Source organism: Stenotrophomonas cyclobalanopsidis (genome assembly GCF_008710035.1).
In the GTDB taxonomy this organism is placed as follows: Bacteria; Pseudomonadota; Gammaproteobacteria; order Xanthomonadales; family Xanthomonadaceae; genus Stenotrophomonas; species Stenotrophomonas cyclobalanopsidis.
Map to the genome: position 1 here is coordinate 16,028 of NZ_VYKI01000031.1, position 26,643 is coordinate 42,670.

Annotated in this window: 25 protein-coding genes; 18 read left to right on the top strand and 7 right to left on the bottom strand. The window is 68.2% G+C overall.

From position 1 onward, the window contains the following. The first annotated feature begins 28 nt into the window (after window positions 1–28). Entirely contained in the window at window positions 29–2,155 is a 2,127-nt protein-coding gene (locus tag FJU31_RS16895; RefSeq protein WP_150455770.1) for a putative bifunctional diguanylate cyclase/phosphodiesterase, read from the top strand. 31 nt (window positions 2,156–2,186) lie between these two features. Here the strand turns inward: FJU31_RS16895 and epmB are convergent, their stop codons facing one another. Next, on the bottom strand, window positions 2,187–3,203 hold the full coding sequence (gene epmB, locus FJU31_RS16900; protein WP_188115522.1) for an EF-P beta-lysylation protein EpmB: 1,017 nt from the start codon (window positions 3,201–3,203) through the stop codon (window positions 2,187–2,189). Window positions 3,204–3,323: 120 nt separating this feature from the next. Here epmB and efp point away from each other — a divergent pair, with 120 nt between their 5' ends. The 5 genes from efp (at window position 3,324) to FJU31_RS16925 (ending at window position 7,549) form a co-directional block, all read left to right on the top strand. Then, on the top strand, window positions 3,324–3,890 hold the full coding sequence (gene efp, locus FJU31_RS16905; protein ID WP_107230998.1) for an elongation factor P: 567 nt from the start codon (window positions 3,324–3,326) through the stop codon (window positions 3,888–3,890). A gap of 165 nt (window positions 3,891–4,055) precedes the next feature. After that, the gene (locus FJU31_RS16910; RefSeq protein WP_150455772.1) at window positions 4,056–5,399 is read left to right on the top strand and encodes a TRZ/ATZ family hydrolase; all 1,344 of its coding nucleotides are present in this window, start codon (window positions 4,056–4,058) and stop codon (window positions 5,397–5,399) included. Between the two features lie 25 nt (window positions 5,400–5,424). Continuing rightward, window positions 5,425–6,141, top strand: coding sequence for a bifunctional 2-polyprenyl-6-hydroxyphenol methylase/3-demethylubiquinol 3-O-methyltransferase UbiG (gene ubiG, locus FJU31_RS16915; RefSeq protein ID WP_150455773.1), 717 nt, complete (start codon window positions 5,425–5,427; stop codon window positions 6,139–6,141). Continuing rightward, window positions 6,138–6,833: a phosphoglycolate phosphatase gene (locus FJU31_RS16920; protein WP_150455774.1), complete on the top strand. Its 696-nt coding sequence runs from the start codon at window positions 6,138–6,140 to the stop codon at window positions 6,831–6,833. The genes ubiG and FJU31_RS16920 overlap by 4 nt, the downstream gene beginning before the upstream one ends. 11 nt (window positions 6,834–6,844) lie before the next feature. After that, the gene (locus FJU31_RS16925; RefSeq protein ID WP_150455775.1) at window positions 6,845–7,549 is read left to right on the top strand and encodes an isoprenoid biosynthesis enzyme family protein; all 705 of its coding nucleotides are present in this window, start codon (window positions 6,845–6,847) and stop codon (window positions 7,547–7,549) included. A gap of 88 nt (window positions 7,550–7,637) precedes the next feature. Here the strand turns inward: FJU31_RS16925 and FJU31_RS16930 are convergent, their stop codons facing one another. From FJU31_RS16930 to yidD, 3 genes are read right to left on the bottom strand one after another with little or no spacing between them, the layout of a single operon-like run. Further along, window positions 7,638–8,486: a M23 family metallopeptidase gene (locus FJU31_RS16930; protein ID WP_188115523.1), complete on the bottom strand. Its 849-nt coding sequence runs from the start codon at window positions 8,484–8,486 to the stop codon at window positions 7,638–7,640. Then, window positions 8,486–9,832, bottom strand: a complete 1,347-nt coding sequence (locus tag FJU31_RS16935; protein ID WP_150455777.1) for a dihydroorotase — start codon at window positions 9,830–9,832, stop codon at window positions 8,486–8,488. The genes FJU31_RS16930 and FJU31_RS16935 overlap by 1 nt, the downstream gene beginning before the upstream one ends. 1 nt (window position 9,833) lies before the next feature. After that, window positions 9,834–10,088: a membrane protein insertion efficiency factor YidD gene (gene yidD, locus FJU31_RS16940; protein WP_150455778.1), complete on the bottom strand. Its 255-nt coding sequence runs from the start codon at window positions 10,086–10,088 to the stop codon at window positions 9,834–9,836. Between the two features lie 271 nt (window positions 10,089–10,359). Between yidD and dksA the strand changes: the two genes are divergently transcribed. Continuing rightward, a complete protein-coding gene (dksA, locus tag FJU31_RS16945; protein ID WP_150455779.1) occupies window positions 10,360–11,598 on the top strand; it encodes an RNA polymerase-binding protein DksA in 1,239 nt (412 codons plus the stop codon). A gap of 141 nt (window positions 11,599–11,739) precedes the next feature. Here the strand turns inward: dksA and FJU31_RS16950 are convergent, their stop codons facing one another. From FJU31_RS16950 to cysS, 3 genes are read right to left on the bottom strand one after another with little or no spacing between them, the layout of a single operon-like run. Next, window positions 11,740–12,987 carry an MFS transporter gene (locus tag FJU31_RS16950; RefSeq protein ID WP_150455780.1) on the bottom strand — a complete coding sequence of 416 codons (1,248 nt, stop codon included), beginning with the start codon at window positions 12,985–12,987 and terminating at the stop codon, window positions 11,740–11,742. After that, the gene (locus FJU31_RS16955; RefSeq protein WP_079222523.1) at window positions 12,984–13,436 is read right to left on the bottom strand and encodes a SufE family protein; all 453 of its coding nucleotides are present in this window, start codon (window positions 13,434–13,436) and stop codon (window positions 12,984–12,986) included. Before FJU31_RS16955 ends, FJU31_RS16950 begins: the two co-directional genes overlap by 4 nt. 54 nt (window positions 13,437–13,490) lie before the next feature. Further along, on the bottom strand, window positions 13,491–14,867 hold the full coding sequence (cysS, locus tag FJU31_RS16960; RefSeq protein ID WP_150455781.1) for a cysteine--tRNA ligase: 1,377 nt from the start codon (window positions 14,865–14,867) through the stop codon (window positions 13,491–13,493). Between the two features lie 187 nt (window positions 14,868–15,054). Between cysS and FJU31_RS16965 the strand changes: the two genes are divergently transcribed. From FJU31_RS16965 to FJU31_RS17015, 11 genes are all read left to right on the top strand, one after another. After that, entirely contained in the window at window positions 15,055–15,618 is a 564-nt protein-coding gene (locus FJU31_RS16965) for a glycine zipper 2TM domain-containing protein (RefSeq protein WP_150455782.1), read from the top strand. A 338-nt stretch (window positions 15,619–15,956) separates the two neighbouring features. Next, window positions 15,957–16,967, top strand: a complete 1,011-nt coding sequence (locus FJU31_RS16970) for an N-acetylornithine carbamoyltransferase (protein ID WP_150455783.1) — start codon at window positions 15,957–15,959, stop codon at window positions 16,965–16,967. A 119-nt stretch (window positions 16,968–17,086) separates the two neighbouring features. Beyond that, window positions 17,087–18,283, top strand: a complete 1,197-nt coding sequence (locus FJU31_RS16975) for an argininosuccinate synthase (RefSeq protein WP_150455784.1) — start codon at window positions 17,087–17,089, stop codon at window positions 18,281–18,283. A gap of 109 nt (window positions 18,284–18,392) precedes the next feature. Continuing rightward, window positions 18,393–19,481, top strand: a complete 1,089-nt coding sequence (locus FJU31_RS16980) for an acetylornithine deacetylase (RefSeq protein ID WP_150455785.1) — start codon at window positions 18,393–18,395, stop codon at window positions 19,479–19,481. A 24-nt stretch (window positions 19,482–19,505) separates the two neighbouring features. Then, a complete protein-coding gene (locus FJU31_RS16985) occupies window positions 19,506–20,834 on the top strand; it encodes an acetylglutamate kinase (RefSeq protein ID WP_150455786.1) in 1,329 nt (442 codons plus the stop codon). A gap of 5 nt (window positions 20,835–20,839) precedes the next feature. Then, window positions 20,840–21,442 carry a GNAT family N-acetyltransferase gene (locus tag FJU31_RS16990; protein ID WP_150455787.1) on the top strand — a complete coding sequence of 201 codons (603 nt, stop codon included), beginning with the start codon at window positions 20,840–20,842 and terminating at the stop codon, window positions 21,440–21,442. After that, window positions 21,439–22,392 carry an N-acetyl-gamma-glutamyl-phosphate reductase gene (argC, locus tag FJU31_RS16995; RefSeq protein WP_150455788.1) on the top strand — a complete coding sequence of 318 codons (954 nt, stop codon included), beginning with the start codon at window positions 21,439–21,441 and terminating at the stop codon, window positions 22,390–22,392. Before FJU31_RS16990 ends, argC begins: the two co-directional genes overlap by 4 nt. A 33-nt stretch (window positions 22,393–22,425) precedes the next feature. Next, window positions 22,426–23,721, top strand: a complete 1,296-nt coding sequence (gene argH, locus FJU31_RS17000; RefSeq protein ID WP_150455789.1) for an argininosuccinate lyase — start codon at window positions 22,426–22,428, stop codon at window positions 23,719–23,721. Beyond that, window positions 23,721–23,984, top strand: a complete 264-nt coding sequence (locus tag FJU31_RS17005) for a YciI family protein (RefSeq protein ID WP_150455790.1) — start codon at window positions 23,721–23,723, stop codon at window positions 23,982–23,984. The genes argH and FJU31_RS17005 overlap by 1 nt, the downstream gene beginning before the upstream one ends. A 10-nt stretch (window positions 23,985–23,994) precedes the next feature. After that, window positions 23,995–25,152, top strand: coding sequence for a glutamate 5-kinase (proB, locus tag FJU31_RS17010; RefSeq protein WP_150455791.1), 1,158 nt, complete (start codon window positions 23,995–23,997; stop codon window positions 25,150–25,152). Continuing rightward, window positions 25,149–26,417 carry a glutamate-5-semialdehyde dehydrogenase gene (locus FJU31_RS17015; protein WP_150455792.1) on the top strand — a complete coding sequence of 423 codons (1,269 nt, stop codon included), beginning with the start codon at window positions 25,149–25,151 and terminating at the stop codon, window positions 26,415–26,417. The genes proB and FJU31_RS17015 overlap by 4 nt, the downstream gene beginning before the upstream one ends. The last annotated feature ends 226 nt before the right edge of the window (window positions 26,418–26,643 follow it).

Sequence of the window (26,643 nt, forward strand, 5' to 3'; positions counted from 1 at the left end):
AGTCGGGACCCGTACGGATGGAAGCGGCATGAAGTGGCTCGGCTCGGGAATGCAGGCCCGTTTCCTGCTCGCGATGGGCGGGGCGATGCTGGTGGTGGTGGCGATCCTGGCGGTGATGCTCGGCCGCCAGGCGACGATGCAGAGCGAGGTGAAGAGCCTCAGCGGTGGCGTCATCCATGAACTGTTCGACCGCAGCGTGCGCAGCCGCGGCGAGGCGTTGGCGCGCGAGCTGTCCGATTCGCTGGCCAACCCGCTCTATTACAACGACCTGGGCCAGGTGGGCGTGCTGGTGCGCTCGACCTCGCGGCAGCAGGTGGTGCGCTATGTGCTGGTGTTCGACAGCAAGGGCCGGCTGGTGCATGACGGCTCGGTCGGCGTGCCCGGCTTCGGCAAGCCGATGACCGACCCGTTGGCCACGGCGGCGACCGCTGCGCAGGGCCTGCTGGTGCAGCAGTCAGCCAGCGTGCTCGACAACACCATGCCGATCGTGGTCGGCAAGCAGCGTATCGGCGGTGTCCGCGTGGGCATGGCGCTGGACGAGGTCAGGGAGCGCGAGCTGGCCGCCAGTGCCACCCTCGGCGAGCGCCTGCAGCAGGTCGGCAGCCGCCACCTGGGCTGGCTGCTGCTGATGCTGGGCCTGCTGGTGGTGATCGGGGTGACGGTCATCCTCTATGTGCAGCGCACCCTGGTGACGCCGATCCGTGACCTGGCCGCCGCCGCGCGCCGCATCGAAGCCGGTGACTACCAGGCGCCGCTGCGGGAAAACACCCGCGATGACGAGGTCGGCGAGCTGGTGCGTGGCTTTGCGCGCATGCGTGATGCGATCGCCCGCCACGACCGCGAAGTGCGTCACATGGCCTACACCGATGCGCTGACCGGACTGACCAATCGCTTGGCCTTCCGCGAGGCGCTGGACCATCGGCTGATGGCGGCGCGTGCGTCCAAGCAGCGCCTGGGCCTGCTGTTTGCCGATATCGATGACTTCAAGCGGGTCAACGACACGATGGGCCACGAGGCCGGCGACGAGGCCCTGCTGCAGTTCGCCCAGCGCATCGGCCATGCCGTGGCGGAGGCCGGCGGCGACGATGCGGTGCTGGCGCGGTTCGGTGGCGATGAATTCGTCATTCTCGTCGGCGACGGCGATGTGGCCGCCAACGCACGCCTGCTGGCTGAAGTGCTGGTGCGTGAGCTGGGCAAGCCGCTGGTGGTGCAGGGCAGGGAGCTGTTCCTGGGCACCTCGATCGGCGTGACCCTGTACCCGGACGACGCGGCCGACGCCACCACGCTGCTGAAGAACGGCGACATCGCCATGTACCAGGCGAAGATGGCCGGCAAGAACTGCTACCGCTACTACAGCCGGGCGATGGACCACGCGGTCGAGCGCCGCGTGCACATGGAGCAGGAGCTGCGCGGCGCCTGGGAGCGAGGCGAGCTGGGCCTGGCCTACCAGCCGATCTTCCGCATGCGCGACCGCCGCCTGGTGGGGGTGGAAGTGCTGCTGCGCTGGCAGCACCCGACCCTGGGCACGATTCCGCCGTCGGTGTTCATCGAAGTGGCCGAGCAGAGCGGCCTGATCGAGGTGATCGGCCCGAAGGTGCTGCGTGCGGCCTGCATGGAAGCCTCGCAGTGGCCGCGTGGTGCGGCCGGGGACGAGCTGTTCGTGTCGGTGAACGTGTCACCGCGCCAGCTGCGTGGCGGCGAACTGCCGGCGCTGGTGGCGCAGTGCCTGCACGAATCCGGGCTGCCGTCCTCGCGCCTGCACTTGGAACTGACCGAAACCGCGGTGATCGGTGACGAGATGCTGGCCGCGCAGCTGCTGGACAAGCTGCATCGCACCGGTGTGAAGGTCTGGCTGGACGACTTCGGCACCGGCTTCTCCGGCCTGAGCCACCTGCGCCAGGTGCCGGTGGACGGCGTCAAGATCGACAAGAGCTTCGTGGCCGACATGCAGCGCGACCCGGACGACCTGGCCTTGACCACGGCGATTATCGCCATGGCCCATGCGCTGGGCATCACCGTGGTGGCCGAGGGCATCGAGCAGGAAGCGCAGTACGAACTGCTGGCCCAGCGCGGCTGCGACCTGGGCCAGGGTTACTGGCTGAGCCACCCGGTCACCGCCACCGAAGTGGTGCGGATGATCGACTCGGGGCTCTGAAAACCCATCCACGCATGGCGTGGATCTACCGTTACACCGGGCGCTTGCTGGGGTCGCCGGGCAGTTCGCGCACCAGCTTGGGAATCAGGTAACCGGACAGCCGGGCGGTCAGCCCGGCGATCAGGGCCTTGGCACGGGTGTCGTCCACTTCGAAGTGGGCCACGCCCTCGACCTTGTCCACCTGGTGCAGGTAGTAGGGCAGCACGCCAGCGGCGAAGCTGCGCTCGCTCAGGTCCTGCAGCGCCTGCACGCTGTCGTTGACCCCGCGCAGCAGCACGGCCTGGTTCAGCAGCTGTGCGCCGAGGCCGCGCAGGCGTGCCATCGCGGCATCCACGCTGGCATCGAACTCATTGGCATGGTTGGCGTGCACCACGATGGCCAGCGGCCACGGCAGGCTGCCCAGCCAGGCCAGCAGTTCCTCGTCCACGCGCTCGGGCAGCACGATCGGCAGGCGGGTGTGGATGCGCAGGCGGCGGATGTGCGGAATCTGGCGCAGGGCGTCGGTCAGCTCGACCAGCTTGTGCGTGGCCAGCGACAGCGGATCGCCGCCGGACAGGATCACCTCGTCGATGTCCGGGTCGGCCGCAATGGCCGCCACGGCCTCCTGCCAGCCACCCTTGGCGGCGTTTTCCGCGCCATAGTCGAAGTGGCGGCGGAAGCAGTAGCGGCAGTTGATCGCGCAGCTGCCGGTGGCCACCAGCAGGGCCCGGCCGCGGTACTTCTGGATGACCCCGGTGGCCTTCCTGGCGGCACCATCGCCGACGGCGTCAAAGCTGAACCCGGGCGCCGGGCGCATCTCCTCGTCGATCGGCAGCACCTGGCGCAGCAGCGGGTCGGCTGCATCGCCAGGGCGCATGCGGGCCACGAAGCCTTCCGGTACGCGCAGGGCGAACTGGGCCATGGCCGCCTCCGAGACCCCCAGTGCCGCCGGATCCAGCTGCAGCCGTGCCAACAGGGCGTGCGGGTCACGCAGTGCCTGGCGCCAGAGCTGCTGCCAGCGCGCGGGCGCGCCTGGCGACTGGGGCCGGGGGAAGGCGGAAAGCTGCATGGAGAGGGGGCCTGCGGTTATCATGGGGGCATAAACAGTTGCCCACCGGGGTCCCGGTGGGTTTTCCATTCTACCGGCTCGCCGCACGCGCGGCGGTTTCGCCATTTGAGGAGCTTGAGCATGGCCACTGCGGGCATGAACGATGTCAAGAACGGGATGAAGATCCTGGTCAACAATGAACCGGCCGTCATCTCCGAGACCGAGTTCATCAAGCCGGGCAAGGGCCAGGCTTTCACCCGCGTGCGCTACCGCTTCATCAAGTCGGGCCGCACCGTGGAAATGACCATGAAGGCCACCGATGACGTGGAAGTGGCCGACGTTGTCGACACCAACATGAACTACATGTACAGCGACGGCGAGTACTGGCACTTCATGGACCCGGAAACCTTCGAGCAGGTGCAGGCCGACAAGGCCGGCATGGGCGGCGCCGAGAAGTGGCTGAAGGGCGAAGAGTCCTGCATCGTGACCCTGTTCAACGGTTCGCCGATCTTCGTGCAGCCGCCGAACTTCGTCGAACTGAAGATCACCGAGACCGATCCGGGTGTCCGTGGCGACACCTCGGGCGGCGGCGGCAAGCCGGCCACCCTGGAAACCGGCGCCGTGGTCCGCGTGCCGCTGTTCGTCAACCAGGATGAAATCGTCAAGGTTGATACCCGTTCGGGTGAATATTCCGCACGCGTGAAGTAATCCGGCGCAGCCGGATTACCTGTAGAGCCGAGCCCAAGCTCGGCTTTCCGGGCACCACCCGGAACCCGTTGCCGGCGCCGATGGCGCCGCAACGGACAGCCGCCGGGCATGGCCCGGCGCTACCGCCTTCAGCCAGGCGCCGCCCCCACAGCCAAGTGAGCCCGCATGAGCGATAGCCCGCACCTCCCCGAAGCCTGCGACCTGCTCATCGAAGCCGGTCATGTCGTTCCGATCGAGCCGCATGCGGTGGTGCTGGAAGACCATGCCGTCGCCGTGCGTGGCAGCGAAATCGTCGCCATCCTGCCGCGTGCCGAGGCCCGCGCGCGCTTCCGCGCGACCCAGGTGGTCAGCCGCCCCGACGCGGCGCTGATGCCCGGCCTGGTCAACGCGCACACGCACAACCCGATGACCCTGCTGCGCGGCGTTGCCGACGACCTGCCGCTGATGACCTGGCTGCAGCAGCATATCTGGCCGGTGGAAGCGGCGGTGATCGGCCCGGAATTCGTGGCCGACGGCACCACCCTGGCCATCGCCGAGATGCTGCGCGGCGGTACGACCTGCGCCAACGAGAATTACTTCTTCGGCGACGTGCAGGCCGCGGTCTACAAGAAGCACGGCTTCCGCGCGCTGGTCGGCGCGGTCATCATCGATTTCCCCACCGCCTGGGCCAAGACCGACGACGAGTACTTCGCCAAGGCCGGTGAACTGCATGACCAGTGGCGCACCGATCCGCTGATCGGCACCGCGTTCGCGCCGCATGCGCCGTACACGGTCAACGATGCCAATTTCGAGCGCGTGCGGATGCTGTCCGACCAGCTCGACATGCAGGTGCACCTGCACACCCACGAGACCGCGCAGGAAATCAACGATTCGATCAAGCTGCACGGCCAGCGCCCGCTGGCGCGGCTGGATCGCCTAGGCCTGGTCAACGACCGCCTGATCGCGGTGCACATGACCCAGCTGACCGACGCGGAAATCCACCTGTGCGCCGAGCGTGGCGTCAGCGTGGTGCACTGCCCGGAATCGAACCTGAAGCTGGCTTCCGGTTTCTGCCCGGCCTGCGCCCTGCAGCGCGCCGGCGTCAACCTGGCCATCGGTACCGATGGCTGCGCCAGCAACAACGACCTGGACATGTTCAGCGAGAACCGCACCGCGGCGATCCTGGCCAAGGCCGTGGCCGACGATGCGACCGCGCTGGACGCGGCCACCACGCTGCGTGCCTCGACCCTGGGCGGCGCCCGCGCGCTCGGCTTAGGCGAGCGCATCGGTTCGATCGAGGTCGGCAAGCAGGCCGACCTGGTCTGCGTCGACCTGTCCGCGCTGGAAACCCAGCCGCTGCACAACGTGCTGTCGCAGCTGGTGTATGCCACCGGCCGCCAGCAGGTCAGCGACGTCTGGATCGCCGGCAAGCCGAAGCTGGTGCAGCGCGAGCTGGTCGGCATGGACCTGCCGGGCATCATCGCCAACGCGCGCCAGTGGCGCGAGCGCATCCGTCATATCCGCGCCTGAACCCCGGCGCTGCAAGGACTTCCCCATGACTGCCCCCCACGCTTCCTCCAATTTCGATCAGGCCGAGCTGGACAAGTTCGCCGCGCTGGCCAACCGCTGGTGGGACGCCGATGGCCCGCAGAAGCCGCTGCACGCCCTGAACCCGGTGCGCCTGCAGTACGTGGCCGACCGGGTGACGCTGCGCGGTGCGCGCGTGCTCGACATCGGCTGCGGCGGCGGCCTGCTGAGCGAAGCGCTGGCCCAGGCCGGTGCCGACGTTACCGCGATTGACCTTGCCCCTGAGCTGGTCAAGGTCGCTCGCCTGCATGCGCTGGAAAGCGGCGCCAAGGTCGACTACCGGGTGCAGGCGGCCGAGGACCTGGCCGCCGAACAGCCGGGCAGCTTCGACGTGGTCACCTGCATGGAAATGCTCGAGCATGTGCCCGATCCGAGCGCGATCATCGAGGCCTGCAAGCGCCTGCTGAAGCCCGGTGGCCACCTGTTCCTGTCGACCATCAACCGCACCGCGGCCGCGTTCGCGGTGGCGATCGTCGGCGCCGAGTACGTGGCGCGGCTGCTGCCCAAGGGCACCCACCACTACCAGGAATTCATCAAGCCGGCCGAGCTGGCGCGCTGGCTGCGCGAGGCCGACGTGCAGCTGGTGGACGTGAGCGGCATGGCCTACGAGCCGTGGCGCAACCACGCCCGCCTGAGCAGCCGCACCGACATCAACTACCTGGCGTACGCGGTCAAGCCTGCATGACCACGGCCGGCTTCCCGCAGGCGGTGCTGTTCGACCTGGATGGCACCCTGCTGGACAGTGCGCCGGATTTCGTCGCCACCTGTGATGCGATGCTGGCCGCGCGCGGCCGTGCGCCGATCGATCCGGCGCTGCTGCGCCCGGTGGTGTCCAAGGGCTCGCGTGCGATGTTGACCGCCGCCTTCCCGGATCTGGACGCGGCCGAGCGCGATGCGCTGATTCCCGAGTTCCTGCAGCGCTATGAAGCGCTGATCGGCCAACACGCGGTGCTGTTCGACGGCGTGGCCGGCATGCTTGCCGCGCTGGATGCCGCAGGCAGCGTGTGGGGCATCGTCACCAACAAGCCGGAATACCTTGCGCGCCTGATCCTGCCGCAGCAGGGCTGGCAGCAGCGCTGCGCGGTGCTGGTGGGCGGTGACAGCCTGGCCGAGCGCAAGCCGCACCCACTGCCGCTGCTGCATGCCGCGCAGGCCATTGGCGTTGCCGCCGACGACTGCGTGTACGTGGGCGATGACGAGCGCGACATCATCGCCGCACGCGCGGCGGCCATGCCGTCGGTGGCGGCGCTGTGGGGCTACCGCCTGCACAGCGACGATCCGCTGGCCTGGCAGGCCGACGTGCTGGTGGAAAACGCCGAACTTCTGCAACTGGCCAGTCTCTGGCCGACCCGGCCGGCAGCCCCGGCCCAGCCGTAAGGAATGACGTAGTGAGCAGTACCGCGCTGAACAGTTTCCTCGACAAGTGGCGCAGCCGTTGGCCGGAATGGTCGGTGGCCGCCCCGTTCGTGGCCGAATCGCAACGCGAGCTTGCGGTGGCGTGGTTCGCGCTGCTGCAGGAATTCGACGACATGCTCAACACCAGCGGCGACCCGATGCCGGCCGACGCCAAGCTGGCGTGGTGGGGCGAGGAGCTGCGCAGCTGGGCCGGGCAGCGCTCGCGCCATCCGCTGGGCCGCCTGCTGGAGCCGGTGCGTGCACCGTGGGCGCAGCTGGCCGAAACCCTGCCGGACCTGGTCGAGGCGCGCACGGTTGCACTCGATGCGGCCAGTGCCGAGCGCGCGCTGGCCAACTACGCCGACGCCGTAGCGGCGGTGGAAGTGGTGCTGTTCAACGACACCCCGCGCAACGGCGCTGGCCGTGCCGTGCAGCTGCAGACCCTGGCCCAGCGCCTGCAGGATGCCGGCGTGGCCGGTGTGCCGCGCAGCCTGCTGGACGAGGACGCCAGCAACGCCACGCAGCGTTGGGCACAGCACCTGCTGAAGGGCTGGGCGACCCGCGTGCCGGGCCCGCGCGCGCGCCGCGTCTGGTCCAGCCTGGCCCGCGCCCGCGTGGCCGCGCAGGCCGCAGGCAAGCCGATCGAAGCGACCCCGATGCGCACCCTGCTGCGCGTGTGGTGGGCCGCACGCGGTTGATGCCGCTGCGCTCGCCGGGCATGGCCCGGCGCTACCGGGCGCGGTGATCAGGTAGCGCCGGGCCATGCCCGGCGACGATGCGCGTGCGTTACTTGCGTTCCAGCACCAGCAACGGGTCAATGCGGGTGTCGAACCAGTTCATGCCCCAGTGCAGGTGCGGGCCGGTGGCACGGCCGGTTGCGCCGACGGCGGCGATCACCTGGCCCTGGGTCACCCGGTCGCCGACCTTCACGTCGATGCGCGACAGGTGCAGGAAGTTCGAGCTGACGCCGTAGCCGTGGTCGATCAGCAGGGTGCCGCCGGTCAGGTACAGGTCCTGGCCGGCGAACGTCACCACGCCGGCGGCCGGAGCCTTCACCGGCGTGCCGGTGGGCACGGCGATGTCCATGCCGGAGTGTCCGGCGCCGGGCTGGCCGTTGTACACGCGCGCATTACCGAAGCGGCCGCTGATGCGGCCCTGCACCGGCCAGATGAAGGTCTGGGTAAAGTCAGTGCGGTCGTCATCGCGGGCGCGCGCGGCGGTCACCTGCGCCTGTTCGCGCTTGATCCGTTCGGCAATCGCCGGCGGCGGGTTGACCGTCTTCGGCGGCACGCCGTTGACGCGCTCGGTCGGCCAGTCGCGCGGGGTCACGTTGATGGTGGCGGTCTCTCTTCCCCCATCCGGGCGCTGCACCTGTACCTGCAGCGGACCCTTTTCATCACGGCCGATGCCGAACACCACGCTGCCGTAGCTGCTCACCCGCAGCTGGCGGCCGGCGTACTGCACGCGGCTGCCGGCGGGTACCTTGCCGATCACCAGGGCGCCCTGCGACGCGCTGGCCGGGAACACTACTCGGCTGTCGATCAGGCTGTCGATGCCATCCTGCGCCTGTGCTGCCGGTGCGGTGAACAGGGGCGCGGCCAGCAGCAGCGCCCCGATCATCAGTGCCGGACGCATCAGCGGTCGTAGGTCATGCGCTGGCCGGCGGGTTCGCCCACCAGGTTGCTGCCGTCCCACACCCGCTGGCCGTTCACCCAGGTGGAAGCCACGCGCGAACGGAAGGTGGTGCCTTCGAACGGCGACCAGCCGCACTTGGACAGCACGTCCTCGCGCTTGACGGTGAACGGCACGTCTTCCACCAGCACCAGGTCGGCGAAGTAGCCTTCGCGCAGGAAGCCGCGCTCTTCCACGTCGAACAGCTGCGCGGGGGCGTGGGCGAACTTCTGCACCACCTGCTCGCGGGTCAGCTTGCCTTCGTGTACGCGCTCCAGTGCCGCCACCAGCGCGTACTGCACCAGCGGCAGGCCAGACGGCGCCTGCGCGTACGGCTTCTGCTTCTCTTCCCAGGTGTGCGGGGCGTGGTCGGTGGCCAGCACGTCCAGCACGTCATCGGCCAGCGCAGCGGTGATCGCTTCGCGGTCGGCGACTTCCTTGATGGCCGGGTTGCACTTGATCAGGTTGCCCTTGGTCGCGTAATCCGGGCGGGCGAAGTGCAGGAAGTGCACGCAGGTTTCAGCGGTGATCTGCTTGCGGCTGCCGTCGGCGCGGATCAGCGGGCCCTTCTCGAACAGGGCCAGTTCGTCGGCGGTGGAAATGTGCAGTACGTGCAGGCGGGTGCCGTGCTTGCGCGCCAGCGACATCGCCAGGCGGGTGGACGTGATGCAGGCCTCGCGCGAGCGGATGTCCGGGTGCATGTCCGGAGTCAGCGCGTCGCCGTACTTTTCCTGGAAGGCCTTGAGGTTGGCGTCGATCATCGGCGTGTCTTCGCAGTGCGTGATGATCGGGGTCGGGCATTCGCGGAAGATCGCGTCCAGCGTCTCCGGGTTGTCCACCAGCATGTTGCCGGTGGAGGCGCCCATGAACACCTTCACGCCCGGCGCCTTCTTCGGGTCCAGTGCGCGGATCGCTTCCAGGTTGTCGTTGCTGGCGCCGTGGTAGAAGCCGTAGTTCGCCCAGGCGCGGCCGTGTGCCAGCTCGTACTTGGCTTCCAGGATGGTCGAATCCAGGGTCGGCGGGTTGGTGTTGGGCATGTCCATGAAGCTGGTCAGGCCACCGGCCACTGCGGCCGCCGATTCGCTGGCGATGTCGCCCTTGTGGGTCAGGCCCGGTTCGCGGAAGTGCACCTGGTCATCGATCATGCCGGGCAGCAGCCAGCGTCCAGCCGCGTCCACCACCTGCTCGCCGTCGCGCGGGGCCAGGCCACTGCCTATCTGCGCGATGCGGCCATTCTCGATGCGCAGGTCGCCATCGAAGGTGCGGCCTTCGTTGACCATGCGGGCATTGGTGATGAGGGTGGAGGACATGTCAGTGTTTTCCTGTGCAACGGCAAGAGGGGGCGTTGGGGGATTCGGGCACCGGGTCGAAGCCGCCGGGATGGAACGGGTGGCAGCGGCCGAGGCGGCGCGCGGCCAGCCAGCTGCCACGCAGCGGACCGTGCATCGAGATGGCGTCCATGGCGTATTCAGAACAGCTCGGCACGAAACGGCAGCGCGGCCCCAGAAGGGGGCTGATGAAGCGCTTGTAGGAGCGCAGCAGGGCAATGAGCAGGCGCGAGATCACCCAGTCATCTTATGCCAGTTGGCATGAAGGCCGCATTTGTGCAGGATGGGCCGTTGGTCGCATGTCGCCCATGGCCTGCGACCGGTACCGGCACCCTAGGGTGTCGGCCAGGTTCCGTACCGCGCAGGGCGGTCCATGTTCGTCGGACCGACACTTTGGGCCGCTGGCTCCAGGACTGAATGGAGCAGGCCCCCAAGGTTGCTGCTGCGGGTCGGGTAGGCTATAAAGGCCCGCTTTCCCGGGCCCCGGGGAATCCAAGGAAGAGCGTTTCGTGGCTGCTAAAAAAACTGCAAAGAAGGCCGTCGAGGCCGCCAAGAAAACCGCCAAGCCTGTTGTGAAGAAGTTGGCGGCCAAGCCTGTTGCCAAGAAGCCGGCCAGCAAGACGGCCGCCAAGGCAGCATCCTCGCAACCGGCGGCCAGGAAGGCCACCGCAACGAAAACGCCGGCCAAGGCCAGCAAGCCAGCGGCGAAGAAGGCCGCTGCGCCGGCCAAGGCCAAGCCCGCGGCAGCCAGCAAGAAGGTGCCGGTGGTGAAGAAGGCTGCCAGCAAGGCGGCACCGGTCAAAAAGGCCGTTGCCAAGCCGGCACCCAAGAAGGCCGTCGCCAAGCCCGCGCCGAAGCCGGTGGCCAGGAAGGCTGCGGCCAAGCCGGTCGCCAAGCCGGCGGCAAAGAAAGCGGCACCGGCCAAACCCGCCACGCCTGCCGCTGTAAAGAAAGCCACCAAGAATGTCGCCAAGCCGGCTGCCAAGCCGACCCCGGCCCCGGTAGTGAAAACCGCACCGAAGCCCGCCGCCAAGGCAGCTCCGGCCAAGTCTGTCCCGGCCAAGACCGCGGCAGTGGCAGCAGCCAAACCGGCCCCCAAGCCGGCCCCGGCCGCCACCCCTGCAGCATCGACCGCCCCGCAATCCAAGAATCCCGTGCCCGTTTCGAAATCGCCTGCCAAGACCGCCGTGAAAACCGCCGTGAAACCTGATCCCGCTCCGAAGACCGTGTCGCGCCCCGTGGGCAAGGTCGCCGTGGCTGTGACCGCCCGTTCGGCGGCGCCGGCCCCGCGCAGCAAATACAAGGTCGTCGAATACAAGACCGACGAGGCCACCGGCCGCCCGATCCTGCCGACCGGCTACAAGCCCGGCTCGGAAGAGGAGTACATGAGCCCGCTGCAGCAGGAATACTTCCGCCAGCGCCTGCAGAACTGGCGCGCTGATCTGGTGGAGGAATCCAAGCAGACCATCGAGAACCTGCGTGAGGAAGTGCGTGACATCGGCGACGAAGCCGAGCGTGCGACCCGCGAGACCGAGAACTCGCTGGAACTGCGCACCCGCGACCGTTATCGCAAGCTGATCGGCAAGATCGACAGCACCCTGAAGCGCCTGGAAGCCGGCGACTACGGTTACTGCGTCGACACCGGTGAGGAAATCGGCCTGGAGCGCCTCGAAGCGCGCCTGACCGCCGAGCGCACCATCGACGCCCAGGAGCGTTGGGAGCACCTGCAGAAGCAGCAGGGCGACTGATTCCAGAGCGTTGTCTGGTCATGCGAAAAACCCGGCCTCGGCCGGGTTTTTTGTTGCTCGAGCCGTGCTCGACTAGCGGTTTGTAGAGCCGAGCCCATGCTCGGCTGGCCGTTCAAGAAAAGCAGTCGAGCAAGCTCGACTCTACTGCAGGTCGCGCAGGTTCAACTTCCGCAGCGTCGGGTTCTTCCACGCGGTGATCCCGGCCACGCTCAGCACCGCGAACCCGCCCAGCACCACCGCCGGCACCAGGCCCAGCAGTTTCGCCATCGTGCCCGCATAGAACGCGCCCAGCTCGTTGGACGAGCTGATGAAGATGCCGTTGATGGACGATACCCGCCCGCGCATCTCCTCCGGCGTGGCCAGCTGCAGGATGGTCGAACGCACCACCACCGAGACGCCGTCGAAGGCCCCGTAGAACAGCAGGATCAGCGCCGACAGCCAGAAGTGCTGGGACAGGCCGAAGCTGACCACGCACAGGCCGAAACCGGCCACGGCGAACAGCAGCACGCGGCCGGCGTTCTTCTGCAGCGGGTGGCGGGCCAGCCACAGGCCGACCGCGATCGAGCCCAGTGCCGGTGCCGCGCGCAGGATGCCCAGGCCCTCGGGGCCGTAGTGCAGGATCTCCTGCAGGAAGGCCGGCAGCATCGCCACCACGCCACCCAGCAGGACCGAGAACATGTCCAGCGCCATCGCGCCGACCATGATGCGGTTGCCGACCACGAAGCGGGCGCCCTCGGCGATGCTCTTGAAGATCGGTGCGGCCGGGCCGTCGTGCACCGGCTCGCTCACCTTCAGCATGGCCAGGCAGCCCATCGCCACCACGGCGAAGGCGGTGGCCACGCCATAGGACAGGCCCTTGCCGCCCCAGCCGACCAGGATGCCGCCCAGCGCCGGGCCGACCACCATGCCTGACTGGAACACCACGCTGCCCAGGCCGGCGCCGCGGGCGAACTGGCTGCGTTCGAGCACGCGGGCAAACAGGGCGTTATAGATGGGCGACAGGAACGCACGGACCATGCCGGTCAGCGCGATGGCGGCATAGATCGGCCACACGCCCTGGAACGGCAGCCAGCCGGTGGCCACGCCGGTCAGTACCACCGCAGTGGCGACCAGGCCCGCGCAGGCGACCATGCCCAGCCGGCGGCGCGGCAGGTGGTCGACCAGGTAGCCGGCAAACGGCGCCACGCAGAAGAACGGCAGCACCTCGGCCAGGCCGACCAGGCCCAGCGAGAACGGATTGCGGGTGACTTCGTAGATGTGCCAGCCGACGGTGACGGCCACCACCTGGTAGGACAGCATCGCGAAGATGCGGTAGGCCAGCAGCTTGGCAAAGCCCGGCCGGCCCAGAAGGGCCAGCGCGCCTTCGTCTCCGGTGGCGGCGGCGGTCACGGCTGTTCGCGCTGCAGCTGGGCCTGCGCGGTCTCGCGGATGAAGGCCAGCATCGCCGCCACGCCGTTGCTGCGGGTGGGCGACAGGTGGCGGGCCAGGCCGATGTCCTGGATGTAGCTCGGTTCGGTGTCCAGGATCTCCTGTGCCGAGCGCCCGGAATACACGCGCAGGGCCAGGAAGATCAGGCCGGAGACGATGGCCGAATCACTGATGGCGTGGAAGCGCAGCGACTGCGCGTTGCCCTCGGGCACGATCCAGACCATCGACTGGCAGCCGAGCAGTCGGTGTTCTTCGGTCTTCCATGCATCGGCGAAGGCCGGCAGCTTGCGGCCGAGGTCGATCAGGTACTGATAGCGCTCGGACCAGTCGCCGAAGAAGGCGAATTCCTCGGCGATGGCGGCCTGGGCTTCGGCGGCGGTGGGTTCAAGCGGGAACGGGGAGTCGGTCACAACGGTCTCTACAGTGGGGCGTGGCCGGACGCGGCGGCCACGGGGCAGGGCGGGTCAGGCGCGCTTGCGCACCCAGCGCACGCCCTGCGGGGTGTCTTCCAGCACGATGCCCTCGGCGGCCAGCTGGTCACGGATGGCGTCGGAGCGGGCGAAATCGCGGGCCTGCTTGGCGGCGGCACGCTCGTCGATCAGCGCCTGGATGCGTGCATCGTCGTCGCCTTCGCTGGCCGCGGTGCCGAACCACTGCGCCGGGTCGGCCTGCAGCAGGCCCAGCGCCAGGCCGGCGCCGAGCAGTTCGCCCTTCAAGCGCGCGCGTTCGGCCGGGTCGGTGGCACGGCGCGCCTCACCGGCGATGCGGGCCACTTCGGCCAGCGCCTGCGGGGTGTTCAGGTCGTCGTCCAGCGTCGCCTCGACGGCCGCCGGAATCGCCGCCGTGGCGGTGACGTCTGCCAGGTCGCGCAGGGTGCCGTACAGGCGGTCCAGGGTGCGCGCGGACTGTTCGATGAGCGCGTCGGACCAGTCCAGCGGCTGCCGGTAGTGGGCCGACAGCAGGGCCAGGCGCAGTGCCTCGGGCGGGTGCTGGCGCACCAGGTCGTGCACGCGCTCGATGTTGCCCAGCGACTTGCTCATCTTGGCACCGCCGAAGTTGAGCATGCCGTTGTGCATCCAGAAGCGGGCGAAGATCCTGCCGCCGTGGGCGCACTCGCTCTGCGCGATCTCATTCTCGTGGTGCGGGAACTGCAGGTCCACGCCACCGGCATGAATGTCGATGGTCTCGCCCAGGTGCGCAGCGGCCATCGCCGAGCATTCGATGTGCCAACCCGGGCGGCCCCGGCCCCACGGCGATTCCCAGCCGGGCAGGTCGTCGCTGGACGGCTTCCACAGCACGAAATCGCCGGCATCGCGCTTGTACGGGGCCACCTCGACGCGGGCGCCGGCCAGCATTTCCTCCGGATCGCGGCGCGACAGCTTGCCGTAGCCATCGAAGCTGGCCACCGCGAACAGCACGTGGCCCTCGGCGGCGTAGGCATGCCCGTTGGCGATGAGCTGCTCGATCATGGTGATGATCTGCGGCATGTGCGCGGTCACCTCCGGCTCGATGTCCGGCGGCACCACGCCCAGCGCGGCCATGTCTTCGCGGTAGGCGGCGGCGAACTTGTCGGTGATGGTGCTGATCGGCACGACCTGCTCACGCGCGGCGTTGTTGATCTTGTCGTCCACGTCGGTGATGTTGCGCGCGTAGCGCAGGCCACCGAAACGGCGCCGCAGCAGGTCGGCCAGCACCCCGAACACCACCGGGCCACGGGCGTTGCCGATGTGCACGTAGTTGTAGACCGTCGGGCCGCACACATACAGGGTCGGACAGGCCGGGTCGATCGGGGTGAACGGTTCGAGCTGGCGAGTCAGGTTGTTGTGCAGGCGCAGGGTCATGGGGCTGTGGCTGGGGGACAAGCCTGTGATTTTAGAACGTGTCGGGCCCCAATGGGGGATGGCCGATCGCCGCCGGGCCGGGCAGGGGGCCGCCGAGGGGTGGGCAGGAACTGCGCGGACGGGTAATGTTCAGCCCCTGCCGGTCGTCACTGCCTACACTATCGCCGTGCCCTTTCTTCCATCGCCAATGAAATCCACCGCGTTGCTGACCCTGGCCTGCCTGTCGGCGGCGCCGGTCGTGGTCCAGGCCCAGGAGGCCGAACCCCGCAACCGCGTGGTGATCGTGGAGAACGTGAAGTTCGACTACGCCCAGGTGCTGAACGTCGAGCCGGTGTTCCAGACCCTGCGCGCGACCCGGACCGAGGAGCACTGCGAGCCGATCTCGACCCGCACCCTGGCCCCGGTCAACGTGACCGGCGAGGAGCCGGTGGAAGACAAGGGCCGGATCGGCCGCTTCTGGGACTCGGTGCGCTCGATGTTCAAGCGCAGCGACGAGGAGGCCGCCCAGGAGGTGGCCGCCGAGAATCCGACCCCGGCCCCGGCCAACAACGGCCCCATGCTGACCCGCGACTGCAGGATCGTGCCGGTCGGGCGTGAGTTCCGTCGGCCCATCGCCTATGACGTGGACTACGTCTACAAGGGCACCAAGTACCGCTCGCGGCTACCGGAAGATCCCGGCAACCGGCTGAAGGTCCGGGTCTCGATCACCCCCTGGGTGGGCCCCGAGCAGGCTGCGGCCAGCACCCCCTGACCTGCGCCGGACCTGTTCTGCCGGCCGCGTGGGGTCTTGCGCCGACCCCGCCCCCATGCAAAGATAATCGACCATGAAGCTTACCGACTTCCAGCACGACAGCAGCGCCGCCCGCCAGGCCACTGGCATGACGTCGCGTGCCCGTCGACCGGAACCCCACATCCTCGCTGGGTAACCGGAGCTTTCTGCTGTTCGTCCGATGAAAACCCAGCCTCCCGGCTGGGTTTTTTCGTTTCCGCGGTCCGAAAGCTTCATCTGAAACTTTTTCGTCCCACCCTGTTTCCCTGTTCTCCCTTCCACCGCGTCGAACCACCGGCGCCGCCACGCAAGGAAAGATGATGTCCCCCAAGCACTTCCTGAACACCCAGGACTGGAGCCGCAGCGATCTTGACGCGCTGCTGACCCAGGCCGCGCTGTTCAAGCGCAACAAGCTCGGCGACCAGCTCAAGAGCAAGTCGATCGCGCTGGTGTTCTTCAACCCGTCCATGCGCACCCGCACCAGCTTCGAACTGGGCGCGTTCCAGCTCGGCGCCCACGCGGTGGTGCTGCAGCCGGGCAAGGATGCGTGGCCGATCGAGTTCAACCTCGGCACGGTGATGGACGGCGACACGGAAGAGCACATCGCGGAAGTGGCCAAGGTGCTGGGGCGTTACTGCGACATCATTGCCGTGCGTGCGTTCCCCAAGTTCATCGACTGGGCCTACGACCGCCAGGACATCGTCCTCAACAGCTTCGCCAGGTATTCGCCGGTGCCGGTCATCAACATGGAGACCATCACCCACCCGTGCCAGGAACTGGCCCACGTGATGGCGCTGCAGGAGCACTTCGGTACCCAGGACCTGCGTGGCAAGAAGTACGTGCTGACCTGGACCTACCACCCCAAGCCGCTGAACACCGCCGTGGCCAACTCGGCGCTGACCATCGCCACCCGCATGGGCATGGACGTGACCCTGCTGTGCCCGACCGCCGACTACATCCTCGACGACCGCTACATGGGCTGGGCCGAGCAGAACGTGGCCGAGAGCGGTGGTTCGCTGAAGATCAGCCATGACATCGACAGCGCCTACGCCGGCGCCGACGTCGTCTACGCCAAGAGCTGGGGCGCGCTGCCGTTCTTCGGCAACTGGGAACCGGAAAAGCCGATCCGCGACCAGTTCAAGCACTTCATCGTCGACGAACGCAAGATGGCGCTGACCAACAACGGCGTGTTCAGCCACTGCCTGCCGCTGCGCCGCAACGTCAAGGCCACCGACGGCGTGATGGATTCGCCGCAGTGCATCGCCATCAACGAAGCCGAGAACCGACTGCACGTGCAGAAGGCGATCATGGCGGCGGTTGCCGGGCGCTGATTCAAAGAAGGGTGGAGCCGACCGTTGGTCGGCTGCTCCCGCCGCGGCGCATCCAACATTGCAGCCGACCAACGGTCGGCTCTACCGAATTCCCATCCCCCCAAGTGGACCTGATTCCCATGAGCAACAAAGACGCCGTTCTCGCCTTCTCCGGCGGCCTGGATACCAGCTTCTGCGTGCCCTACCTGCAGGAGCGCGGCTACAACGTGCACACCGTGTTCGCCGATACCGGCGGCGTGGATGATGAAGAGCGCGATTTCATCGAAAAGCGCGCCGCCGAGCTGGGCGTGGCCAGCCACCAGACCGTCAACGGCGGCCCGGCCATCTGGGAAGGTTTCGTCAAGCCGTTCGTCTGGGCCGGCGAAGGCTACCAGGGCCAGTACCCGCTGCTGGTTTCCGACCGCTACCTGATCGTTGATGCCGCGCTGAAGCGTGCCGCCGAACTGGGCACCAACATCATCGCCCACGGCTGCACCGGCATGGGCAACGACCAGGTCCGTTTCGACCTGGCCGTGAAGGCCCTGGGTGACTACCAGATCATCGCGCCGATCCGCGAGATCCAGAAGGAACACACCCAGACCCGCGCCTACGAGCAGAAGTACCTGGAGGAGCGCGGCTTCGGCGTGCGCGCCAAGCAGCAGGCCTACACCATCAACGAGAACCTGCTGGGCCTGACCATGTCCGGCGGCGAGATCGACCGTTGGGAAGCCCCGGGCGAGGGTGCCCGCGGCTGGTGCGCACCGCGCAGCGAGTGGCCGGAACAGGCGCTGACCGTGACCCTGAAGTTCGTCGAAGGCGAAGCCGTCGAACTGGACGGCAAGGCACTGCCGGGCGACCAGATCCTGGCCCAGCTCAACAAGCTGTTCGCCCCGTACGGCGTCGGCCGTGGCGTCTACACCGGTGACACCGTGATCGGCCTGAAGGGCCGCATCGTGTTCGAGGCCCCGGGCCTGGTCTCGCTGCTGGCCGCGCACCGCGCGCTGGAAGACGCCGTGCTGACCAAGCAGCAGAACCGCTTCAAGCCGGACGTGGCACGCAAGTGGGTGGAGCTGGTGTACGAAGGCTTCTACCACGACCCGCTGAAGACCGACATCGAGGCCTTCCTGAAGTCCTCGCAGGCCAAGGTCAACGGTGAAGTGGTGCTGGAAACCCGTGGCGGCCGCGTCGATGCGGTGGCCGTGAAGTCGCCGCACCTGCTCAACACCAAGGGTGCCACCTACGCGCAGTCGGCCGACTGGGGCGTGGAAGAGGCCGAAGGCTTCATCAAGCTGTTCGGCATGAGCTCGACCGTCTACGCGCAGGTCAACCGCGGTTGACCCACCTGCGCCGCTGGCGCGCCCCCTCGAACACCAAGGGGGCTCTCCAGCAGGCGCATTCCGGTAGCGCCAGGCCATGCCCGGCGGAATTCCACAGGATTGTTGATTCATGCTTGAACAGACGCTCGATCACCTGCAGGCCCTGGTGTCCTTCGACACCCGCAACCCGCCGCGTGCGATCACCACCGGTGGCATCTTCGATTACCTGCGCGCGAACCTGCCCGGCTTCAACGTCGAGGTGATCGACCACGGCGCCGGTGCGGTCAGCCTGTATGCCGTGCGCGGTACGCCGAAGTACCTGTTCAACGTGCACCTGGATACCGTGCCGGACTCGCCGCACTGGAGTGCCGACCCGCACGTGATGCGCCGCCTGCAAGACCGCGTGGTCGGCCTCGGCGTGTGTGACATCAAGGGCGCGGCCGCTGCGCTGGTGGCCGCGGCCAATGCCAGCGATGGCGACGCCGCGTTCCTGTTCTCCAGCGACGAGGAAGCCAACGACCCGCGCTGCATCGCCGCGTTCCTGGCCCGTGGCCTGCCGTACGAAGCGGTGCTGGTGGCCGAGCCGACCATGAGTGAGGCCGTGCTGGCACACCGTGGCATCAGCTCGGTGCTGATGCAGTTCGCCGGCCGCGCCGGCCATGCCTCGGGCAAGCAGGATGCGGCCGCCAGCGCGCTGCACCAGGCCATGCGCTGGGGCAACCGCGCGCTGGACCATGTCGAATCGCTGGCCTCGGCACGCTTCGGTGGCCTCACCGGCCTGCGCTTCAACATCGGTCGCGTCGAGGGCGGCATCAAGGCCAACATGATCGCCCCGGCCGCTGAAGTGCGTTTCGGCTTCCGCCCGCTGCCGTCGATGGATATCGATGCGCTGCTGGCCACCTTCGCCGGCTTCGCCGAACCGGACGCCGCGCTGTTCACCGAAACCTTCCGTGGCCCCAGCCTGCCGGCCGGTGACATCGCCGAAGCCGAAAACCGCCGCCTGCTGGCGCGCGACGTGGCCGATGCGCTGGAGCTGCCGATCGGCAACGCGGTGGACTTCTGGACCGAGGCCTCGCTGTTCTCGGCCGGTGGCTACACCACGATGGTGTTCGGCCCGGGCGACATCGCCCAGGCGCACACCGCCGATGAGTTCGTGACGCTGGACCAGCTGCAGCGCTACACCGACGCCGTGCATCGCATCATCGCCGCCGGCGCCTGATACCTACCTTCTGACGAAACCGAAATGTCTCCTGCCCTCCAGCCCCACCGCCAGACCCGCCAGACCATCGTGCGCCTGCTTTCCAGCATGGCCAGCGCGAAGGAGATCAGCCAGTACCTCAAGCGTTTCTCGCAGCTGGACGCCAAGCGCTTCGCCGTGGTCAAGGTCGGCGGCGCGGTGCTGCGCGACGATCTCGAAGCGCTGACCTCCTCGCTGTCGTTCCTGCAGGAAGTCGGCCTGACCCCGATCGTGCTGCACGGCGCCGGCCCGCAGCTGGATGCCGAACTGTCGGCGGCCGGCATCGAGAAGCAGACCGTCAACGGCCTGCGGGTGACCTCGCCGGAAGCGCTGGCGATCGTGCGCCGCGTGTTCCAGCAGTCCAACCTGCGCCTGGTCGAGGCCCTGCAGCAGAACGGTGCGCGCGCCACCTCCATCACTGGCGGCGTGTTCGAAGCCGAGTACCTGGACGTGGACACCTACGGCCTGGTCGGTGAAGTGAAGCGGGTCAACCTGGCCCCGATCGAGGCCAGCCTGCGCGCCGGCTCGATCCCGGTCATCACCAGCCTGGGCGAGACCGCCGGCGGCCAGATCCTCAACGTCAACGCCGATTTCGCCGCCAACGAGCTGGTGCAGGAACTGCAGCCGTACAAGATCATCTTCCTCACCGGCACCGGCGGCCTGCTGGACGAGTCGGGCAGCGTGATCGATTCGATCAACCTGTCCACCGAATACGACCACCTGATCGCGCAGCCGTGGATCCACGGCGGCATGAAGGTGAAGATCGAGCAGATCAAGGATCTGCTGGACCGCCTGCCGCTGGAATCGTCGGTGTCGATCACCCGCCCGGCCGACCTGGCCAAGGAACTGTTCACCCACAAGGGCTCGGGCACGCTGGTGCGCAAGGGCGAGAGAGTGCTGCGCGCCTCCGGCTGGGACGAACTGGACCTGCCGCGCCTGAAGGGCCTGATCGAATCCAGCTTCGGCCGCACCCTGGTGCCGGATTACTTCGAGAAGACTAGGCTGCTGCGTGCCTATGTCAGCGAGAACTACCGCACCGCGGTCATCCTCACCGACGAAGCCGAAGGCGTTTACCTGGACAAGTTCGCCGTGCTCGATGATGCACAGGGCGAGGGCCTGGGCCGTGCGGTCTGGAACGTGATGCTGGAAGAAACCCCGCAGCTGTTCTGGCGCTCGCGCAACGGCAACCCGATCAACCACTTCTACTACGCCGAGTCCGATGGCTGCTACAAGCAGAACACCTGGAAGGTGTTCTGGTTCGGCGCCGATGGCATCGACCGCATCAAGACCTACGTCGACCACTGCGCCGCGCGCCCGCCGAGCCTGAAGGACTGAGCGCGATGAGCCACGCCGATGCCTGGGCCACCGTACCCACCCTGCGCGGCCAGCACGTGATGCTGGAGCCGCTGCAGCGTGAGCATGTGCCCGGCCTGGCCGCGGCGCTGCAAGGCAGCGGCCTGGATCAGCTCTGGTACACCCAGGTGCCGTCGCCGGAGCGGGCAGGGCACTACGTGCAGGCCGCGCTGGACGTGCAGGCCGAAGGCAAGGTGCTGCCGTTCGTGATCCGTGATGCGGACGGCGTGATCGTCGGCAGCACGCGGTTCTATGCGCTGGAGCCGGGCGTGCCGCGGCTCAGCCTCGGCTACACCTGGTACGCTCCGCGCGTGCAGCGCACCGGGGTCAACACCGAGGCCAAGCTGCTGTTGCTGCAGCACGCCTTCGATACCCTGGGCTGCATCAGCGTGGTGCTGGAAACCAGCTGGTTCAACCACACCTCGCGCGCCGCCATCGCCCGCCTGGGCGCCAAGCAGGACGGCGTGCTGCGCAACCATACCCGGCATGCCGACGGCACGCCGCGAGACACCGTCATCTTTTCCATCATCGACGCGGAATGGCAGGGCGTGAAGCGCCACCTGCAGCACCGCCTGGACCATCACGCATGAACGATTCGACTTTCACCCTGGGCATCGTCGGTGCCCGCGGCCACACCGGCGCCGAGCTGATCAAGCTGGTCGCCGCCCACCCGCGCCTGCAGCTCGCCTTCGTGTCCTCGCGCGAGCTGGCTGGCAAGCCTCTCGCCGACCATCACCCCGAATACACCGGTGAGCTGCACTACGAAAACCTGGACGCCGATGCCGTGGCTGCCAAGGGTGTGGATGCAGTGATCCTGGCCCTGCCCAATGGCCTGGCCGCACCGTTCGTGGCCGCCATCCAGGCTGCCAGGCCGGAGACCGTGATCGTCGACCTGTCGGCTGATTACCGCTTCGACGGCCAGTGGTACTACGGCCTGCCGGAACTGACCCGCGGCCGCTACCAGGGCCAGAAGCACATCAGCAACCCGGGCTGCTACGCCACTGCGATGCAGCTGGCGATCCACCCGCTGCTGGACCTGCTGGCGGGCCCGCCGCAGTGCTTCGGCGTCTCCGGTTACTCCGGTGCCGGCACCTCGCCCTCCGACAAGAACAACCCCGAGCTGCTGGCCGACAACCTGATGCCGTATTCGCTGACCAACCACATGCACGAGCGCGAAGTGTCCGCGCAGCTGGGCGTGCCGGTCGAGTTCATGCCGCACGTGGCCCCGCATTTCCGTGGCATCACGCTCACCGCCAACCTGTGGCTGAACCGCGCGCAGACCCGCGAGCAGATCGTCGAGCGCTTCCAGCAGGCCTACGCCGGGGAAGCACTCGTGGAGATCGTGGACGAAGCGCCTTGGGTCAGTCACATCGCCGGCCGCCACGGCGCCCAGGTCGGTGGCTTCACCCTGGCCCCGGGCAACAAGCGGGTGGTGGTGGTGGCGACCCTGGACAACCTGCTCAAGGGCGCGGCCACCCAGGCCATGCAGAACCTCAACCTCGCGCTGGGCATCGACGAACTGACGTCGATCCCGCACTGACATCGCTTAGTTACCGCATTCCCGGAGCCCCCCATGGCAGACCTTCTTTGGCAGAAGCCCGGCGTCGCCGTCGACGCCCAGATCCAGACCTTCCTCGCCGGCGATGACGTGATCCTTGATCGCGAATTCTTCCTGCACGACATCGCCGCCAGCGCCGCGCACGCGCAGGGCCTGCAGCACATCGGCATCCTCAGCGCCGACGAGCTGGAAGGCCTGCTGCGCGAACTGGAAGTGCTGGCGCAGGACTTCCGCGCAGGCCGTTTCGTGCTTGATACGCAGTACGAGGATGGCCACTCGGCCATCGAAGCGCGCCTGACCGAGCGCCTGGGCGATGCCGGCCGCAAGATCCACACCGGCCGCAGCCGCAACGACCAGATCCTGGTCGCCACCCGCCTGTGGCTGAAGGAAAAGCTGCAGCGCGTGGCCCAGCTCAGCGCCGAAGTGGCCAAGGTCGCGCTGGACCGCGCGCAGGCCGAGAAGGACGTGCCGCTTCCTGGCTATACCCACATCCAGCGCGCCGTGGTGTCCTCGGCGGGCATGTGGTGGGCCGGCTGGGCCGAGGCCTTCATCGACAACGCCGTGCGTGCGCGTGATACCCATGCGCTGGTCGACGCCAATCCGCTGGGCACCGCCGCCGGTTACGGCGTGAACCTGCCGCTGGACCGCGAACACACCACCGCTGCGCTGGGATTTGCGCGCATGCAGATCTCGCCGATCTACGCGCAGCTGTCGCGCGGCAAGTTCGAGCTGGCCGCACTGGAAGCGCTGGGTGGCGCTACTCTCGACCTGCGCCGCATCGCCTGGGATCTGTCGCTGTTCACCAGCGCCGAGTTCGGTTTCGTCGCACTGCCGGCGCAGTACACCACTGGCAGTTCGATCATGCCGAACAAGCGCAACCCGGACGTCATCGAACTGATGCGCGCCACCCATGCCAGCGTCGCCGCTGCGCGTACCGAGATCGAGCAGCTACTGTCGCTGCCCTCGGGGTACCACCGCGACCTGCAGTCTTCGAAGGGCGCCATCTTCCACGGCTTCGGTCGCGGCCTGGCCGCGCTGGAACTGCTGCCGGCGCTGCTGGCCAACCTGGAATGGCGCGACGACAAGCTGCGCGCGGCGATCGATTCGGGCATGTATGCCACCGACGTGGCCGTGGAAGCTGCGGTGGCCGGCGTGCCGTTCCGCGAAGCCTACAAGGCCGCTGCCGCCGCTGCCGACAGTGCAGGGCAGGGCCGCACGCCGGAAGCCAGCCTGGCCGCGCGCGTGTCGCCCGGTTCGGCCGCCGACCTGCGCCTGGATGAGCTGCGCACGCGCTGGCAGGCGCTGTCCTGATGGCGGGCACCGTCTACCTGGTGCTGGCGATGCGCCGGCCCGACTTCAACGCCGCTGCCGTGCAGCCGCACCTGGATTTCCTCGATGCGCTGCGCGAGCGCGGCCAGCTGCAGCTGACCGGTGGTTTCAGCGATGGCACGGGCGGCGCCTACGTGTTGTGCAACGTGGGCAGCCTGGCCGACGCACAGGCCATCGTCGCCACCGATCCGCTGGTGACGATGCAGGCCTCGCACCTGACCGTGCACGAATGGAACACCCGCTGAGGCGCATCTGATGACCCTGCACGCCACCCACGTCGCCTCGCCGTTCCCCGAACAAGCGCTGCCGCCGTGGCGGCGTGCCGTGCTCAAGGTCGGCAGCAGCCTGCTGGCCGCCGATGGCGGTGGCCTGTCGCCGCGCCATGCGCTGGGCCTGGCCCAGTTCGTCTCGGCCAATGTGCTGGCCGGGCGCGAGGTGGTCATCGTCTCGTCCGGCGCGGTCGCCGCCGGACGCGCCATCCTGCCGCGTGCCGATGAGCCGGGTGCGGCGATGGCCGCGCGGCAAGCGCTGGCCGCGCTCGGCCAGGCACAGCTGATCGGGCTCTGGCAGCGCTTCTTCGAACGTCCGGTGGCCCAGGTACTGTTGACCCACGACGACCTGCGCAACCGCCGCCGCTACCTCAATGCACGCGCCACGCTGACCGAGCTGCTGCGCCTGGGCGCGTTGCCGGTGGTCAACGAGAACGACACCGTGTCGGTGGACGAACTCAAGCTGGGCGACAACGATAATCTCGCCGCCACCGTGGCCGCGCTGGTCGATGCCGATGCCCTGTTCATCGCCACCGACATCGACGGCCTGTACAGCGCCGACCCGCGCACCGTCGCCGACGCGCGCCCGCTGCACGATGTGCCTGAACTGGATGACGCGGTGCTGGCGATGGCCGGCGGTGCCGGTTCGCGGGCCGGCACCGGCGGCATGCGCACCAAGCTGGAAGCCGCGGCCAAGGCCGGCCGGCTCGGCATCGAAACTTATCTGTTCAACGGCCGCAGCGGCGACGTGGTGCGCGCGCTGGCACAGGACCGTCTGTTCGGCACGCGCATCCATGCCGCGCGCAGCCGCGAGGCCGCACGCAAGCATTGGCTGCGCCACGCACCACTGGCCGAGGGCGCGATCCTGGTCGATGCCGGTGCCGCGCAGGCGATGCGCGAGAAGGGCGCCTCGCTGCTGCCTGGCGGCATCACCGGTGCCGACGGCGATTTCCGCCGCGGCGACATGGTGCAGGTGTGCTGGCAGGCCCCGGACGGTCGCCTCTGCGTCGCCCGCGGCGTCAGCCAGTATGCCGCCGATGACGTACGCCGCATCGCCGGCCGCCATTCGCGCGACATCCAGGCCGTGCTCGGCTACAACTACGGCGGTACCGTCGTCCATCGCGACGACCTCGTGCTGCCATGACCGGACCGCAGGACACCCCCATGAGTGAGATCGAAGCGCAGGCACGTGCCTGCCGTGACGCGGCCCAGGTGGTCGCTGGCCTGGACAGCGCCGCACGCGGCAGGCTGCTGCAGGCCATGGCCCAGGCGCTGGAAATGAACGCCGGCCTGATCCTGGCCGGCAATGCCCGTGACCTGGCGGCGGCGCGCGAGAAGGGCGTCGGCAGTGCGATGCTCGACCGCCTGGCATTGGACCCGGCGCGCCTGTTCGCGATGGCCGAGGCCGTGCGCGAAGTGGCCGCACTGCCGGACCCGGTGGGGCAGGTGACCCGCGACGACGTGCGCCCCAACGGCATCCGCGTACAGAAAGTACGCGTGCCGCTGGGCGTGATCGCGATGATCTACGAAGCGCGGCCGAACGTGACCGCCGAAGCGGCGGCGCTGTGCCTGAAGGCCGGCAACGGCGTGATCCTGCGCGGCGGCTCGGAGGCGATCCATTCCAACACCGCCATCGCCCAGGCACTGGCCGCGGCGATGCAGGCCAACGGCGTGCCGCCGGCCGCGGTGACCGTGCTGACCGACCTGCGTCGCGAGGCCATGCTGGAGCTGCTGCAGCTGCACAAGCTGATCGACCTGGCCATTCCGCGTGGTGGCGAAGGGCTGATCCGTTTCGTCGCCGAGCATGCACGCGTGCCGGTGATCAAACACTACAAGGGTGTCTGCCACTTGTTCGTGGATGCCAGCGCCGACCTGGACAAGGCCATCGGCCTGCTGGTGGATGGCAAGTGCAGCCGCCCGGCGGCCTGCAATTCGCTGGAAACGCTGCTGGTGCATCGCGACGTTGCCGATGCATTCCTGCCGCGTGCCGCACAGGCGCTGGGCGAACGTGGCGTGCAGCTGCGCGCCGACGAACGCGCGCAGCCGCTGCTGCCGGGCAGCACGGCGGCCACCGATGAGGATTACGCGGCCGAGTTTCTCGATCTGGTGCTGGCGGTGCGCGTGGTCGACGATCTCGATGCCGCCATCGCGCATATCCGCACCTACACCTCCGACCATACCGAAGTGATCGCTACCGAGCACACGGCCAATGCCGAGCGCTTCGTCAACGCACTGCGCTCGGCGGTGGTGATGGTCAACGCCTCCTCGCGCTTCTCCGATGGCGGCCAGCTGGGCCTCGGCAGCGAGATCGGCATTTCCACCACGCGGCTGCATGCGTATGGACCGATGGGGCTGGAAGCGCTGACGGTCGAACGTTTCGTGGTGCGCGGCGAAGGCCAGACCCGGTAGGGGGTTGTCTTGCAGGGCTTGCAGCCCTGCACCTGCTTTGAATCAACGTCAACGTCAACGTCAAACGCGCGCATTCCGTGGGTTGGCGGGGTGGGTCCGGTTGAGGGGGACGCTGCAAGTCCCCCTCCGGGGCCCGGCCCAGCCGCTGGCGGCTGTGCGTTCGGGCGCTTGCGAAGCAGTGCTTCGCAAGCAAAGCGCCCTCACCCATGTAAGCTCGGTCGCCGCA